At 65.6% G+C, this 14611-nt stretch carries 12 protein-coding genes; 10 read left to right on the plus strand and 2 right to left on the minus strand.

What is annotated here, in order from left to right:
* The 7 genes from ACVWZM_RS29735 to ACVWZM_RS29765 all read left to right on the plus strand — a co-directional run bounded on the left by ACVWZM_RS29735 (position 1) and on the right by ACVWZM_RS29765 (position 8297).
* Positions 1–831 (plus strand): carbohydrate ABC transporter permease, encoded by an 831-nt coding sequence (locus tag ACVWZM_RS29735; protein ID WP_028334898.1) that lies wholly within the window; start codon positions 1–3, stop codon positions 829–831.
* 16 nt (positions 832–847) lie between these two features.
* Positions 848–1855 (plus strand): ABC transporter ATP-binding protein, encoded by a 1008-nt coding sequence (locus tag ACVWZM_RS29740; RefSeq protein WP_076830629.1) that lies wholly within the window; start codon positions 848–850, stop codon positions 1853–1855.
* Positions 1856–1949: 94 nt separating this feature from the next.
* Entirely contained in the window at positions 1950–2723 is a 774-nt protein-coding gene (locus ACVWZM_RS29745; protein WP_057019317.1) for an SDR family NAD(P)-dependent oxidoreductase, read from the plus strand.
* 42 nt (positions 2724–2765) lie between these two features.
* Positions 2766–4418, plus strand: a complete 1653-nt coding sequence (locus tag ACVWZM_RS29750; RefSeq protein ID WP_456855474.1) for an FGGY-family carbohydrate kinase — start codon at positions 2766–2768, stop codon at positions 4416–4418.
* A 10-nt stretch (positions 4419–4428) separates the two neighbouring features.
* Positions 4429–5367, plus strand: a complete 939-nt coding sequence (locus tag ACVWZM_RS29755; protein WP_456855475.1) for a carbohydrate kinase family protein — start codon at positions 4429–4431, stop codon at positions 5365–5367.
* Positions 5368–5773: 406 nt separating this feature from the next.
* Complete coding sequence (locus ACVWZM_RS29760; RefSeq protein ID WP_168855785.1) at positions 5774–7483, plus strand: pyrroloquinoline quinone-dependent dehydrogenase; 1710 nt, start codon at positions 5774–5776, stop codon at positions 7481–7483.
* 247 nt (positions 7484–7730) lie between these two features.
* Positions 7731–8297 carry a c-type cytochrome gene (locus ACVWZM_RS29765; RefSeq protein ID WP_229190982.1) on the plus strand — a complete coding sequence of 189 codons (567 nt, stop codon included), beginning with the start codon at positions 7731–7733 and terminating at the stop codon, positions 8295–8297.
* 115 nt (positions 8298–8412) lie between these two features.
* Here ACVWZM_RS29765 and ACVWZM_RS29770 read toward each other — a convergent pair whose 3' ends face one another.
* Positions 8413–9345 carry an ankyrin repeat domain-containing protein gene (locus tag ACVWZM_RS29770; RefSeq protein WP_456855476.1) on the minus strand — a complete coding sequence of 311 codons (933 nt, stop codon included), beginning with the start codon at positions 9343–9345 and terminating at the stop codon, positions 8413–8415.
* A 206-nt stretch (positions 9346–9551) separates the two neighbouring features.
* Here ACVWZM_RS29770 and ACVWZM_RS29775 point away from each other — a divergent pair, with 206 nt between their 5' ends.
* On the plus strand, positions 9552–10973 hold the full coding sequence (locus ACVWZM_RS29775) for an amidase (RefSeq protein ID WP_076830648.1): 1422 nt from the start codon (positions 9552–9554) through the stop codon (positions 10971–10973).
* Between the two features lie 34 nt (positions 10974–11007).
* Here the strand turns inward: ACVWZM_RS29775 and bla are convergent, their stop codons facing one another.
* Entirely contained in the window at positions 11008–11907 is a 900-nt protein-coding gene (gene bla / locus ACVWZM_RS29780; protein WP_456855477.1) for a class A beta-lactamase, read from the minus strand.
* A 100-nt stretch (positions 11908–12007) separates the two neighbouring features.
* On the opposite strand from bla, the gene ACVWZM_RS29785 reads away from it, so the two are divergent.
* Both ACVWZM_RS29785 and ACVWZM_RS29790 read left to right on the plus strand, forming a co-directional pair.
* On the plus strand, positions 12008–12970 hold the full coding sequence (locus ACVWZM_RS29785; RefSeq protein ID WP_253607242.1) for a LysR family transcriptional regulator: 963 nt from the start codon (positions 12008–12010) through the stop codon (positions 12968–12970).
* A 214-nt stretch (positions 12971–13184) separates the two neighbouring features.
* Complete coding sequence (locus ACVWZM_RS29790) at positions 13185–14501, plus strand: ISNCY family transposase (protein ID WP_456855478.1); 1317 nt, start codon at positions 13185–13187, stop codon at positions 14499–14501.
* The last annotated feature ends 110 nt before the right edge of the window (positions 14502–14611 follow it).

Raw genomic sequence — 14611 nt, forward strand, 5'->3', positions numbered from 1 at the left:
ATGGCGCGGATGGTCACGACACGGCGCAAGGTGATCTCGACGGCGGCGGCCTGGCTGGTCGGCTTCCTGATCTTCTTCCCGATCCTCTGGATGGTGCTGGCGAGCTTCAAGACCGAGCTCGAGGCGTTCGCGATCCCACCCTCGTTCCTGTTCTTTCACTGGACCACCGAGAACTATGCCACGGTGCAGGAGCGCAGCGACTATTTCCATCACGCGCTCAACTCGATCATCATCGCCGGCGGCTCGACCTTGATCGCGATGCTGATCGCGATCCCGGCGGCGTGGTCGATGGCGTTCTCGCCGACCAAGCGGACCAAGGACGTGCTGCTCTGGATGCTGTCCACCAAGATGATGCCGCCGGTCGGCGTGCTGGTGCCGATCTATCTGATCTACCGCACCTTCGGCCTGCTCGACACAAGAAGCGGCCTGATCTTCATCCTGTGCCTCGGCAATCTGCCGATCGTGATCTGGATGCTGTTCACCTATTTCAAGGAGATCCCGAAGGACATCCTCGAGGCGGCGCGAATGGACGGCGCCACGATCGGGCGCGAGCTGATCTATGTGCTGACGCCGATGGCGGTGCCGGGGCTCGCCTCGACGTTGTTGCTCAATCTGATCCTGGCGTGGAACGAGGCGTTCTGGACCCTCAATCTGTCGACGCTCGAGGCCGCGCCGCTCACCGTCTTCATCGCGTCCTATTCCAGCCCGGAAGGATTGTTCTGGGCGAAATTGTCGGCGGCGTCGACGCTCGCGATCGCGCCCATTCTCGTGCTCGGCTGGTTCAGTCAGCGGCAGCTCGTCCGCGGACTGACCTTCGGCGCGGTCAAGTAGCAGAAAGGCTTTTGCCATGGGTCAGATTACGCTGCAGGGTGTGCAAAAATCGTTCGGGCCGGTCCACATCATCAAGGGCGCCGATCTCGACATCGCCGACGGCTCCTTTGTCGTGTTCGTCGGTCCGTCCGGCTGCGGCAAGACCACGCTGCTGCGGCTGATCGCAGGGCTCGAGGATGTCACCGGCGGCGCCATCCTGATCGACGGGCGCAACGTGGTCGACGTGCCGCCGGCCAAGCGCGGGCTGTCGATGGTGTTCCAGTCCTACGCGCTCTATCCGCATATGAGCGTGCGCGGCAACATCGCGTTCGGCCTGAAGATGGCCGGGATCGCCAAGGGCGAGATCAACCGCAAGGTCGAGGCGGCCGCGGCGACGCTCAATCTGACGCCCTATCTCGACCGCAAGCCGCGCGAGCTCTCCGGCGGCCAGCGCCAGCGCGTCGCGATCGGGCGCGCCATCGTGCGCGAGCCGAAGGCGTTCCTGTTCGACGAGCCGCTGTCCAATCTCGATGCCGCGCTGCGCGTGCAGATGCGGCTCGAGGTGACGCGGTTGCAGAAGCAGCTCGGCACCACGGCGATCTACGTCACCCACGACCAGGTCGAGGCCATGACCATGGCGGACAAGATCGTGGTGCTGAACGGCGGCAAGATCGAGCAATACGGATCGCCGCTCGAGCTCTACGAAAAGCCGGCCAATCTGTTCGTCGCCGGCTTCATCGGCTCGCCGAAGATGAATTTCGTCACCGGTGAGATCGCCAAGCAGCAGGGCGGCGCGACCATCGGGGTGCGGCCCGAGCATCTGAAGGTCGAGCGCGACGGGCAGGGCGGCTGGCACGGCACCGTCTCGGTCGCCGAGCATCTCGGCAGCGACACCTTCCTCTATGTCGACGCCGGACCGCTGGGAATGCTGACCGCGCGCTATGTCGGCGAGCTCGACTTGCATCCCGGCGACCGGGTGTCGCTGATCCCGGATCCGGCGCGCATCCACCGTTTCGACGACAGCGGAAAATCGATTCACGCGTAGAGCGTGATCCGGACCCGGAGGGGCCGCGTTAGCGCAAAGCGTGAAGCGGCGTTCCGAACAGATCATGCTCAAAGAGAAGCTAAGGAAGAAGAAAATGTATCTCGAAAAATTCAGGCTCGGCGGCAAGACCGCCATCATCACCGGCGCGGGTCAGGGCATCGGGCTCGCCTGCGCCGAGGCGCTCGCCGAAGCCGGCGCCAAGGTCATCATCGGCGATCGCGACGCCAAGGTTGCCAATGACGCGCAGGCGGCGCTGAAGGCCAAGGGCTTTGACGCCGACATCGCGCTGATGGACGTGACGGATTCCGGTCGCGTCGCCGCGGTCGCCGACGAACTGGTCGGCAAGTACGGTAAGGTCGACATTCTCGTCAACAATGCGGGCATCGCCCGCAGCGAGACGCCGGCCGAGACCGTAACCGACGAGCACTGGCTCAACGTCATCGACGTCAACTTGAACGGCACCTTCTGGTGCTGTCGCGCCTTCGGCAATCACATGCTGAAGGCGAAATCCGGCACCATCGTCAATGTCGGCTCGATGTCCGGCTTCATCGTCAACAAGCCGCAGGAACAGTGCTTCTACAACGCCTCCAAGGCCGCGGTGCATCACCTGACGAAATCGCTCGCCGCCGAATGGGGCGCGCGCGGGGTTCGCGTCAACGCCGTGGCGCCGACCTATATCGAGACGCCGCTGAACGCCTTCGTGAAGAACAGCCCCAGAATGTACGACGCCTGGATCGGTGGAACCCCGATGGCGCGGATGGGGCAGGTTGACGAGATCGCCTCCGTGGTGCTGTTCCTGGCGTCCGAGGCGGCGAGCCTGATGACCGGAAGCATCGTTCTGGTCGATGGCGGCTACACTTGCTGGTAGGCTTGCGCCCGGGGATCGTGCTCAACGGAAGATAGAGCGGTCATGCGGCAAGCCTATATCGGGGTGGACGTCGGCAGCACCAGCGCCCGGGCGGGCGTGTTCGACGAGTCGGGGAAGCTGCTCGGGTCGGCCCGGCATCCGATCCGGGTCTGGCACGAGCCCGGCGATATCGTGGAGCAATCGTCCGATGACATCTGGGCGGCCTGCGTCGCCTCCGTGCGCGGTGCGATGCGGGAGGCTGCGGTTGCCGCCGAACACGTCAAAGGCATCGGCTTCGACGCGACCTGTTCGCTGGTTGTGCTGGATGGGGAAGGCCGGCCGCTCACCGTCAGCCCGTCGGGCGATCCCGTACGCAATGTCGTGGTCTGGATGGACCACCGCGCGATGGACGAAACCGAATTCGTCAACGCGACCGGCGACAAGGTGCTGCGCTATGTCGGCGGCGCCATCTCGCCGGAGATGGAGATCCCGAAGATCCTCTGGCTGAAGCGGCATCTGCCCGTGACCTTCGAGGCCGCCGGGCATTTCTTCGATCTTGCCGACTATCTCTCATTCCGCGCGTCCGGCTCGCTGGCGCGCTCGACCTGCACGGTCACCTGCAAATGGACCTATGTCGCCGGCGAGGGCGGCTGGAGTGAATCCTTTTTCAAGCGGGTCGGGCTCGAGGCGCTCGCGGCCGACCGTTTTGGGCGGATCGGCAGCGAGATCGTGCCGCCCGGCTCGCCGCTCGGTCGCGGGCTGTCCGAGGATGCCGCGCGCGATCTCGGCCTGCTGCCGGGAACCGCGGTCGGTGCCCCCCTGATCGATGCCCATGCCGGCGGCGTCGGCGCGATCGGCGGCCGCGATGGCTCCGGCGCCGAGGTCGATGTCTGCCAACGGCTCGCCTACATCATGGGAACGTCGGCCTGCATCATGGCGACGACGGTCGATCCCTGCTTCGTGCCCGGCGTCTGGGGCCCGTATTTCGAAGGCATGGTGCCGGGCTTCTGGCTGAACGAGGGCGGCCAATCGGCGGCGGGCGCCGCGATCGATCACCTGCTCAAGTCGCATCCGGCGCATGCCGAGGTTGCGCTCGCGGCGAAGACCGACGGCGTCGACGTCATCGAATATCTCGAGAAGCGCATCCTGGCGCGCAGCGGCAATGCCGGTGCTGCGGCGCTGCTCGCGCGCAACGTTCACGTTCTGCCGGAGTTCCTCGGCAACCGTTCGCCCTATGCCGATCCCGGCTCGCGCGCGGTGATCGCGGGGCTCGATCTCGACACCGACGTGTCGGCGCTGGAGCGGCTGTTCATCGCCGGCCTGTGCGGGCTGGCCTATGGCCTTGCCGACGTCATCGACGCCTTGCAGGCGCATGGCGTCAAAGGCAAGACCATCGTGATCGGCGGCGGCGCGAGCCGCAGCCCCCTGGTGCGCCAGATCATGGCCGACACGACAGGCTACACGGTGGCACTGCCGCAGACCCAAGAACCCGTCTTGCTCGGCGCCGCGATGCTGGGCGCGGTCGCCAGCGGCGCGCACAACTCGATCAATGCGGCGATGGCCGGCATGTCGGCGCTTGGACGGTTGAGCGAGCCGACCAGGCCGGAGCTCGCCGAGTTCCACCGCAAGAAGCGCGGCGTGCACAAGCTGCTGCGAGAGCTTGACCGCGACAGCCGCGAGGCGATGAGGCGGGTGCCCGGCGAAGCGCCGACGTAAGGTTTGCCCCATGCTGCTGAGTTGCGGAGATGCGCTGATCGATTTCCTGCCGTCGAAGACGGCGGACGGACGTGAGGCCTTGACGCCCGCCGTCGGCGGCTCCTGCCTCAACATCGCGATCGGCAGTGCCCGGCTCGATGTTCCCACCGGCTTTGTCGGCGGCATCTCGACCGACACCTTCGGCAGGATGATCGCCGATCATGCCGCGGCGTCCGGCGTCGATCTTCGTCGCGCCACGCGGAGCAATCGCCAGGCCACGCTGGCCTTTGCGCGCGTCACCGGCACCGAGACGCAATACGCCTTCTATGACGCCGACACCGCGTCGCGGAACTGGACCTATCGGCGCGATGCGGTCGCGCTTGACGGCGTCACCTGCGTGCATACCGGCTCGACCACGCTGGTCCATGACAAGGGTGCGGCGGAGACGCTGGCCTTGATCGAGGTTGCGCGGCCGAACGTGACGATCTCGCTCGATCCGAACTGCCGACCGAACCTCGTCAAGGACAAGGACGCCTATCGCGCGCGCATGCTGGCGTTCTGCGGCAAGGCCGACATCGTAAAGATGTCCGACGTCGACTTCGCCTATCTGTTCGGTGACGAGGCCCATGCTGCGCGGGCCGAGACGCTGCTGTCGGGCGGCGCATCGCTCGTCGTCATTACGCGCGGCAATGATGGCGCTTGCGCCTGGCATCGCAAGGCAGGACCGATCGCGGCCGAAGCGCCGGTGGTCAACGTCGTCGATACGATCGGCGCCGGCGACAGCTTTCAGGCGGCGCTGCTCGCCGCGTTGCATCGGTTGGACCGGATCGCGCAGCCGCAGTTGCGCGACGTCTCCGCAGCCGAGCTGACCCGTGCGTTGTCCTTTGCCTGCAAATGCGCCGCTTTCACCTGCACGCGGCCCGGCGCCGATCCGCCGCGCAGCCGGGAGTTGCCGGCCGACTATTGGTAAGCCATGCAGGGCCTCAGCCGGCGCGGCCTCCCGCGCGATGCCGTCGCTTGACGCTTAGTCTCATTTTGCGTGCTGCGCCTGCGAAGGCAAATCCGCCCGGTGATGCGTGAAGGCGTCCGAAGCACTCGATATCGCTTGGATTTGATGCCAACCCGCGATCGCTGCATTTCGATCGTACGAAGTCATGCTGCTTCGGCTTCGCATTGAGCGCATCGGTTGTCTTTGTGAAAGACCGCGCTAACATGGAATCCATCCATCGATACCTGTCTTCGTCCTTTTTTGATCGTCTATTGCAGCGCAACCAGGCCACGCAACGGGTTGCGGGCTCGCCAGGGCGACCGGGCCTCGAAGGGAAGTAGCAGACACGCATCCCTAATATTGCAACCAAGAAACAACGGGGGAAGATATGTATGTGAGAGGGATTGCGGCATTCGCCGCCGCGCTTGGCGTTGGCCTGTTGTCGGGCGCCGCCATCGCGCAGGAAGTCAAGCAGGAGAAGCAGTCGGTCCTCGGCAACGCCAATGTTTCTCCGGTGACCCAGGAGCAGCTCAACGCCGCCGACAAGAACAGCAGGGATTTCCTGCTCACCAACGGCAACTATGCCCAGACGCGATTCTATCCGGGCAAGCAGATCAGCCGGGACAATGTGAAGGACCTGCACGTCGCATGGATCTTCCAGACCGACGTCAAGGAATCGCTTGAGACGTCTCCGATCGTCGTCGATGGCGTGATGTTTGTCACGACGTCGTTCAGCCATGTCTATGCGCTCGACGCCAAGACCGGTCAGCAGCTCTGGCACTACGCCCACAAGATGGGCCCGATCACGGTTTATTGCTGCGGTCCCAACAATCGCGGCGTCCAGGTGCTCGGCGACCGGGTCTATCTGGCGACGCTCGATTCCAAGCTGATGGCGCTGAACGCCAAGACCGGCGAGGTGGTCTGGACCACCAACATCGCCGATCCCGAGCTCGGCTACAGCGAGACGATGGCGCCGACCGTGGTCAAGGACAAGGTGCTGATCGGAACCAATGGCGGCGAGTACGGCATCCGCGGCTTCGTGCGCGCCTATGACGCCAAGACCGGCAAGCAGCTCTGGAATTTCCACACCATTCCGGAGAACTCCGTCGGTGTCTGGGCGACCAAGGATGCCACCGGCCGTGACATGCATCGCAATATCCAGGCCGAGAAGGACATGCTCGCCAAGATCGGCGATCCCTATGCCAAGCTCGGTGGCGGCGTGTGGCAGAACCCGTCGGTCGATCTCGCGACCAACCGGATCTACTTCGTCGTCGGCAACCCGTCGCCCGACCTCGACGGGTCGAACCGGCCCGGCGACAACCTCTACACCAATTCGCTGGTCTCGCTCGATCTCGACACCGGCAAGTATGTCTGCCACTTCCAGTACATCGCCCATGACGTCTGGGACCTCGACGCGGTCAGCCCGACGGTGCTGGTCAACGTCAAGGACAAGAGCGGCAAGACGATTCCCGGCGTCATCCATGCCGGCAAGACCGGGCACATCTATGTGCACGATCGCAAGGATTGCAGCCTGATCCGCTTCTCCGAGGCGATGGTGCCGCAGGAGAACATGTGGGTGCTGCCGACCAAGGAAGGCGCGCGCATGCTGCCCGGCGCCAATGGCGGCGTCGAATGGTCGCCGATCGCAACCGATCCGGGACAGGAGCTGGCCTACGCGATCAATCTGCACCAGCCGATGACCTACCACGTCGAAAGCTCGGCCTATCCGAACGGCAAGCTTTGGCTGGGCGGCGCCTTCAAGGTGATCCCGGGCGAGAAGCAGGCAGGCAACATCACCGCGGTGAACTACAACAACGGCAAGATCAAATGGCAGGTCAACACGCCCGAGCCGATGATCGGCGGCATCCTCGCCACCGCCGGCGGCCTGGTCTTCACCGGCGAAGGCAACGGCAAGTTCGCGGCCTACAATTCGTCGAACGGCAAGGAGCTGTGGAGCTTCCGCGCCGGCGCCGGCGTCAACGCGCCGCCGTCGAGCTACATGGTCGGCGGCAAGCAATATATCGTGGTCGGCGCGGGCGGTAACACCCAGCTCGACTACAAGCGTGGCAACAACATCATCGCCTTCACGCTCGACTGAGCCGGGCCTGATGCATCATCACGCGTGCAAACATTGACGGCGAGGCGGGACCGGTTCGGTCCCGCCTCTTTTTTGGTCGGATAAAAGGTCCAGCCACGTCATTGCGAGCGAAGCGAAGCAATCCATTGTGCCGCGTTTGTGGAAGCATGGATTGCTTCGTCGCTCCAGCGCAAAATTGCTTTGCAATTTTGTCGCGAGCTCCTCGCAATGACGGAGGTGGACCGATACTGCACCTCAGGATGAGCCAATGTTCGGTAAATTGATGATTTGCGGCGTCGCGCTGTTGCTGATGGCAGCGCAGGCGCGCGCAGAGACGATTGAGGAAAAAGTACAGGTCTGCGCCGGCTGCCATGGCGAGAACGGCAAGCCCGTCGACAAGACCATTCCGACGATCTGGGGCCAGCAGGCCGGTTATCTCTACATCCAGCTGCGCGATTTCAAGCGCGGTGATCGCAAGAACGAGATCATGCAGCCGATCGCGGCGCAGTTCGAGCGCGACGATATGCTGGCGATCGCGGAATATTTTTCGCAGAAGCCGTGGCCTGACCTCAGCCAGCCGCGCGCGCCCAAGGACGTGGCGGAGAAGGCGGTCAGCGCCAGCCGCTCGGTCGGTTGCCCGGCTTGCCATCTCGATCGCTTCCAGGGAGACGGCACGGTGCCGCGGCTTGCCGGCATGGGACGGGATTATCTCGCCAAGACCATCGCCGATTTCCGCACCCGTGCGCGCGGCAACAATCCCGGCATGTCCGACCTGATGCTGGCAACGTCGCCCGACGACCTTGCCGCATTGGTGGACTATCTGGCGGGGCTGTGAGCGGCGGGCACTCGTCATGCCCGGGCTTGTCCCGGGCATCCGCGTCTTGGTATCCAGGCAAAAGAAGACGTGGATGGCCGGGACAAGCCCGGCCATGACGTCCGAGCAAGTCGCCTCAACGCGGCGTCAGCTCTTCGCGCAGCACTGAGAGGATGGTGAGATCGGCGGCGTGCTTGCCGGCCTTGTCGGCCAGCGCAGGGTCGGCGCCGTGCGCCAGCAGTGTCCTGGCAATCGCCGGATGATTGCCTTCGGCGGCGATCATCAGCGCGGTGCGGCCGCGCGCATCGCGGTCGTCGACCTTGGCGCCGGCGTCCAGGAGATATGAGACGACCTCCAGCGCCTGCGCTTCCGGCACGGTCTCGTCAGGGCCGGCGGCCCACATCAGGAGCGTCAGATCGTTGGCATAGCGCGCGTTGATGTCGATCTCGCGCGCCAGCAGCTGCTTGACGATGCCGAACTGGCCGCCGGCCGCGGCGTAGACGATCGGCGGCTTGCCGGTGTCGTCAGCCTTGCGGCCGTCGGCGCCGTGCGCCAGCAGCATGCGCACCACCATGTCCCTGCCGGCATAGGCGGCGGCCGCGACCGGGGAGGCGCCGCTGCGTCCGGTGAGATTGACGTCGGCGCCGCGGTCGATCAGGCGCTGCACGATCGCGACATGGCCGCGCTCGGCGGCAAAATACAGCGCGGTCGATCCCGCGAGGTTGCGCGCATCGAGCGGCGCGCCGCGTGCCAGCAGCAGGTCGACCATCGCGAGATGGCCGGAGCGGGCGGCGTGGCTCAGCGGCCTTGCGCCCAGCCGGTCCCGCGCATCGACCGAGGCGCCGTGATCGAGCAGCTCGGTAGCAAGGTTGACGCAATCGGCATTGGCGGCCGCAAACAGCGACAGCGAGATCTCGATCGCGCTGAGCTGGGCCTTGTCGGTTTCGTATTTGCGGATCAGCTCGCGGCACCGCGCCGGATCGGGCGCCGCGAGGCTGCCGTGCACGCTGCCGGCAACGATCAGCGCGGCGAGGGCGATGCGGCGATACAAGGCGTGGTCCTCCGTCATGCTGACAGCAGCGCCATTCGGTTCGAGCGTCGCATGATCCTCCGTCGCTGCCAAGCCGCGCGGCCGGGAAGGGCCCGCCGCGCCGGCAGGCCATGCGCCGTCGCGGCTCGGTGGCGGGCGCGCCATGCGTCCGAGCGGATGGACTTGCCGTATGCAGCGCGGCACGATGCGGGCGTCGACCCTATCTGACGCGAGTCCTTGCCCAAATGAGCGACGATCTGTGTCTGCTGTCTGCCGTTGAGCTTCGTGGGCGCATCGCCCGCAAGGAGGTTTCGCCTGTCGAGGTTACGCGCGCGGTGCTCGCCCGTGCCGAGCGGCTGCAACCCGAATTGAACTGCTTCATCACGCTGTGCGGTGACGCGGCGATGGCGCAGGCGAAAGCTGCCGAGCGGCAAATCACGGCTGGCGAGCCGGCCGGTCTGCTCCACGGCATCCCCTTCACCGTGAAGGACATCGTCAACACCAAAGACGTCCGGACGACCTTCGGCGCGGTGCCGTACCGGGACAACGTGCCCGACAATGACGCCGTCGCGGTGGCCCGCCTCCGTGCCCAGGGCGGCATATTGATCGGCAAGACCACGACGCCGGAGTTCGGCAGCAAGTGCCTGACCGACTCGCCGCTGTTCGGGCGGACCCGCAATGCATGGAGTGCCGAGCGGTCCAGTGGCGGCTCCAGCGGCGGCGCGGCGGTGGCCGTCGCGAGCGGCATCGCGCCGCTGGCGGTTGCGACCGATGGCGGCGGCTCCACCCGGATTCCCGCCGCCTGCAACGGTGTGGTCGGAATCAAGCAGAGCAACGGGGTGATCCCGCATAGCCAGGTGCAGGACGCTTTCGGCAACCAGACCTATGTCACGCCGACCACGCGCACCGTTGCGGATACGGCGCTGATGATGCAGGCGATGGCGGGAGAGGATCCGTCGGACCCCTGGTCGATCGGGGTGCCGGTGCCTGACTATCTCGGGCTTGCCGCCCCGCGCGGCGACCTCAAGGGCCGGCGGGTGCTGTTCTGCGTGTCGCCGCCGCGGCGTCCGGTCACGTCCGATGTGGCTGACGCGTTCAAGGCAAGCCTCGACCGTCTGGCGAGCCTCGGCGCCGAGCTCGAAGAGTTTTCCGGCGACGGCTTTGACATCGAGCCGATCTGGCGTGCGATCAATCACACCGTCTGGCGCACCCGCTTCGAGAAGCTCGCGGCCGATCATCCGGATGATCTCAGCGCAACCTTCCTGAAGCAGCTCGCGCTGGCGGCCCAGGTCAGCGGTGTCGACTACCAGCGGGCGATGTTCGAGCGCACCGCGCTCTTCCGCCGGGTGCAGTCGCTGTTCGCGCGCGGCGATCTCCTGGCGATGCCGACCTTGACCCGGTCGGCGCTGCCGATCGACCAGGACCTGTTCGGCACGATCGAGATCGACGGCCGGAGTTTCGACAGCGTGCGGCCGCACTGGTTTCCCTGGACCATGCTGTTCAACATGACCGGGCATCCCGCCGTCAGCATCCCCGCAGGTTTCGGCCGCGACGGCCTGCCGATCGGACTGCACCTGGTCGGCCGCTTCCGGGCCGATGCCGAACTATTGCGCGTTGCAGCGTTGTTCGAGGCGGCGAGCGACTTGCTTGGTCGCTGGCCGGCCTGATGTTGTCGGCGCCGCCGGTCGCGGCGTCGCCGGTTTAGCCGGTCTGCCCGGTGCTCGCATTGGCGACGGCGCGCGCGACATTGGCGATCACCTCGTTGCACTTCTCGATGGGAGCACTTGCCCCGGTCAGGTAAGCCGTCACCACGATCGGCTTGCGGCCGGGCGGCCAGAACACGCCGATGTCGTTGTAGGTCCCGCGCTCGCCGGTGCCGGTCTTGTCGGCAACCCGCCAGTCGCGGGGCACGCCGGCACGCAGCCTTGCGTCGCCGGTTTTGTTTGCGACCATCCAATCGATCAGTTTCTGGCGCGAGGCCGCGGACAGGACATCGCCGAGCACGACGCGCTGCAAGTCCTTCAGCATCGCCACCGGGCTCGTGGTGTCGCGCGGATCGCCTGATACCGCCTCGTTCAGCGCCAGCTCCCAGCGATCGAGCCGGCTCACATTGTCGCCGATGGTGCGGAAGAAGCCGGTCAGGCCGGCTGGCCCGCTGATCTCGCGGAGGATCATGTTGCCCGCAGTGTTGTCGCTCCTTGTGATGGCGGCCTCGCAAAGCTCGGCAAGCGTCATGCCCGAGGCGACGTGCTCCTTGGTGACGGGCGAGTTGGCCAAGATATCCTTGGCCTCGATTTGCACGCGCTGATCGAGGCTGGATTCGCCGCGGTCGACCCGGTGCAGCACCGCGGCCGAGGCCAACGCCTTGAAGGTGCTGCACATCGGGAACCGCTCGTCGCCGCGCCGGCTCGCGCGCAATCCCGTCTCCATGTCGAGCGCGGCGACGCCGAGCCGGCCGCTGGTTGCCAGCTCGATGCGCGCAAACTCCTGCTGCAGCCGCTGCGCCGGCTCGCCTGGTCCTGCCGCTGCGCCTTGCCGCGGCAAAGTGCAGGACACCGCAAGGCCCAGCGCGCGCAATCCAAATGTCCGTCTCGTCAGCATGTCGAATCTCCCGTTGGCGGCGCGAACCTGCCGGGCGGCGTGACGGCGCACAAACAATCATTTATACAGCGAGACATGAGGAAAACTTGGTCATGACGCCGTGCGCCGGCATCTCCCGCTGAACGCGCTGCGCGCCTTCGAGGCCTCCGCGCGGCTGCTCAGCTTCACCCGCGCCGGGCTGGAGCTGCGCGTGACGCAGACTGCGATCAGCCATCAGGTCAAGCAGCTCGAGGATCTCCTGGGCACGAGCCTGTTCCGCCGCCTGCCGCGCGGGCTGGTGCTCACCGACGAGGGGCTGGCGCTGCTGCCGGTGCTGTCAGACGCGCTCGACCGGATCGGCGCCGCGATCGACCGCATCGAGGCCAAGGGCACGCGCGAGGTCGTGACCGTCGGCTGCGTCACGACGTTCGCGACCGGATGGCTCTTGCAAAGGGTCGACCGCTTCAAGCGCGCGCATCCCTATATCGATTTGCGTCTGCTCACCAACAACAACCGCGTCGACATAGCAGGCGACGGGCTCGATCTCGCGCTGCGCTTCGGCGACGGCTCGTGGCACGGCACCGAGGCGATCCATCTGTTGTCCGCACCGCTCTCGCCGGTGTGCTGCCCCGACGCGGCGGACCGGCTGCGCAAGCCGTCCGATCTCGCGCAGGAATTCCTGCTGCGGTCCTACCGCGCCGAGGAATGGCCGCTATGGTTTGCGGTCGCCGGCGCGCCGTGTCCGAAAATCCAGGGGCCGATCTTCGACAGTTCGGTCGCGATGGCCGAGGCCGCCGCGCGCGGCGTCGGCGTCGGGCTGGTGCCGATCGCGATGTTCGAAAATGAGCTGGTCTCCGGCCGGCTGCTGCGTCCGTTCGCGGCCGAGGTCCCGGCGGGATCCTATTGGCTGACCTGGCTGAAGTCGCGCGAGGTGACGCCGGGCATGCGCGCGTTTCGCGACTGGCTGCTCGAGACGCTGCGGACGGAGGTGAATGAGGTGGAGGACGCCGTCGCGCCTGCACCGCGGCGGAAGATCAAGACAAAGGCCGGACCGAAGCCGCGGACCAAGACCAAGCGGCGTTAACGTCTGACGACGTGACTTCAACTATCGTCGCCATTATTTCTGAATTATCGAATGATGCCGCTGATTTGCCCGACATGTCAAGTGCCGTGTCGGACGCCTGTCAGTAGCTCGTGATCTGTCGCCTGTTTGTAGCTCGTGAAGTGTCGTGTTTTCGGTGCTCCGGAACAAGGGGGGCACGATGGGCACGGCATCCATTCACGAGGGTGTACGACGGATGCGGTTTTCAGATTTGCTGGATCGGACGGAGGCGAAGGAACTGACGCAGGAGGCAGCTTCGGAGGTTCTTGGGATCAGTGTTCGGACGTTTCAACGCTGGGCGGAGCGCTATGAGGCGGAGGGCGACGACGGGCTTGTCGACCGCCGGCTGGGGCGTCGTTCGCCACGGCGGGCGCCGGAGGAGGCGCTGGAACGGATGCTGGCGCTGTACCGGGACAAGTACGCGGACTTCACGGTGAAGCACTTCCACGAGCAGATGCAAAAGCGGCACGACTATGTGCTGGGCTATACGGTGACGAAGCTGGCGCTGCACGCGGCGGGGCTGGTGCGGAAGGCTCCGAAGCGTTCGGCGCACCGCAAGAAGCGGCCGCGGCGGCCGCTTCGGGGCATGCTGCTGCACCAGGACGGATCGCGCCACGTTTGGATCGAAGGCCTGCCCGCGAGGGACCTGATCGTCACGATGGACGATGCGACCAGCGAGGTCTACTCGATGGTGCTGGTCGAGGAAGAAGGAACGGCCTCGACCTTCCAGGCCTTGCGCGAAGTGATTGGCGAACATGGCCTGTTCTGCGCGCTCTACACCGACCGCGGCAGCCATTATTTCCTGACCCCAAAAGCTGGCGAGAAGGTCTCGAAGACGCAACAAACCCAGGTGGGACGGGCTTTGTCGCATCTTGGGATCGAGCATATCGCAGCCTATTCGCCGCAGGCGCGCGGGCGTTCCGAGCGGGTGTTCGGCACCTTGCAGGACCGGCTGCCGAAGGAGCTGCGGCTTGCCGGGATCACGACGGTTGAGGCTGCCAACGCGTGGCTGAAGGCGCATTACATCCCCGGGCACAACGCCGCGTTTGCGATCAAGCCCGAACAGGAAGGCACGGCATTCGTGGCCGACCGGCATGAGGCCTGGCGCGAGGCGCTGTGCGTGATCGAGGAGCGAACCGTCGCCAACGACAATACCGTTGCATGGAACGGTCGGCGGCTGCAGCTGCCGCAGAGCCGGCTCAGGCCTCACTTCGTCAAGGCTGTGGTGCGCCTCCATGAGTATCCCGATGGCACCGTCAGCGTGTTCCTTGGACCGCATCGATTGGCGAGGTTTGCGCCTGACGGACAGCAGATCAGCCCCGACGCGCTTCAGCCTGGCGGCGTGCTCGGAGCCGTCAAGGACAAGCCCTGGCGGGCGCGCAAGCGCGCGTCCTTGACCGCTCCTGCGCGCGCCGCCGTCGAGAAAGCGCGGGTCGGGACGGAGAAACGGGCTTCAAGTCGAACAAAGAAACTCACCCACAGGGCTAAAACCGCCACAACAGCCGTGGCATGATCAATCAGGGAAAGCCGTCCCCGCCTTCCGGCTCCCCTGCAAATCAGAAACGAAGGCGACAGATCACGAGCTACAAAAACACGACATCTTCACCCGCTACGGACAGTGCC

It is taken from the genome of Bradyrhizobium sp. USDA 4501 (assembly GCF_054062115.1).

What these genes read in the sequence shown, in the direction of transcription:
- ACVWZM_RS29735 (WP_028334898.1), top strand. Translation starts at nt 1, where the DNA reads ATGGCGCGGATGGTCACGACACGGCGCAAGGTGATCTCGACGGCGGCG.
- ACVWZM_RS29740 (WP_076830629.1), top strand. Translation starts at nt 848, where the DNA reads ATGGGTCAGATTACGCTGCAGGGTGTGCAAAAATCGTTCGGGCCGGTC.
- ACVWZM_RS29745 (WP_057019317.1), top strand. Translation starts at nt 1,950, where the DNA reads ATGTATCTCGAAAAATTCAGGCTCGGCGGCAAGACCGCCATCATCACC.
- ACVWZM_RS29750 (WP_456855474.1), top strand. Translation starts at nt 2,766, where the DNA reads ATGCGGCAAGCCTATATCGGGGTGGACGTCGGCAGCACCAGCGCCCGG.
- ACVWZM_RS29755 (WP_456855475.1), top strand. Translation starts at nt 4,429, where the DNA reads ATGCTGCTGAGTTGCGGAGATGCGCTGATCGATTTCCTGCCGTCGAAG.
- ACVWZM_RS29760 (WP_168855785.1), top strand. Translation starts at nt 5,774, where the DNA reads ATGTATGTGAGAGGGATTGCGGCATTCGCCGCCGCGCTTGGCGTTGGC.
- ACVWZM_RS29765 (WP_229190982.1), top strand. Translation starts at nt 7,731, where the DNA reads ATGTTCGGTAAATTGATGATTTGCGGCGTCGCGCTGTTGCTGATGGCA.
- ACVWZM_RS29770 (WP_456855476.1), bottom strand. Translation starts at nt 9,345, where the DNA reads ATGACGGAGGACCACGCCTTGTATCGCCGCATCGCCCTCGCCGCGCTG.
- ACVWZM_RS29775 (WP_076830648.1), top strand. Translation starts at nt 9,552, where the DNA reads ATGAGCGACGATCTGTGTCTGCTGTCTGCCGTTGAGCTTCGTGGGCGC.
- bla (WP_456855477.1), bottom strand. Translation starts at nt 11,907, where the DNA reads ATGCTGACGAGACGGACATTTGGATTGCGCGCGCTGGGCCTTGCGGTG.
- ACVWZM_RS29790 (WP_456855478.1), top strand. Translation starts at nt 13,185, where the DNA reads ATGCGGTTTTCAGATTTGCTGGATCGGACGGAGGCGAAGGAACTGACG.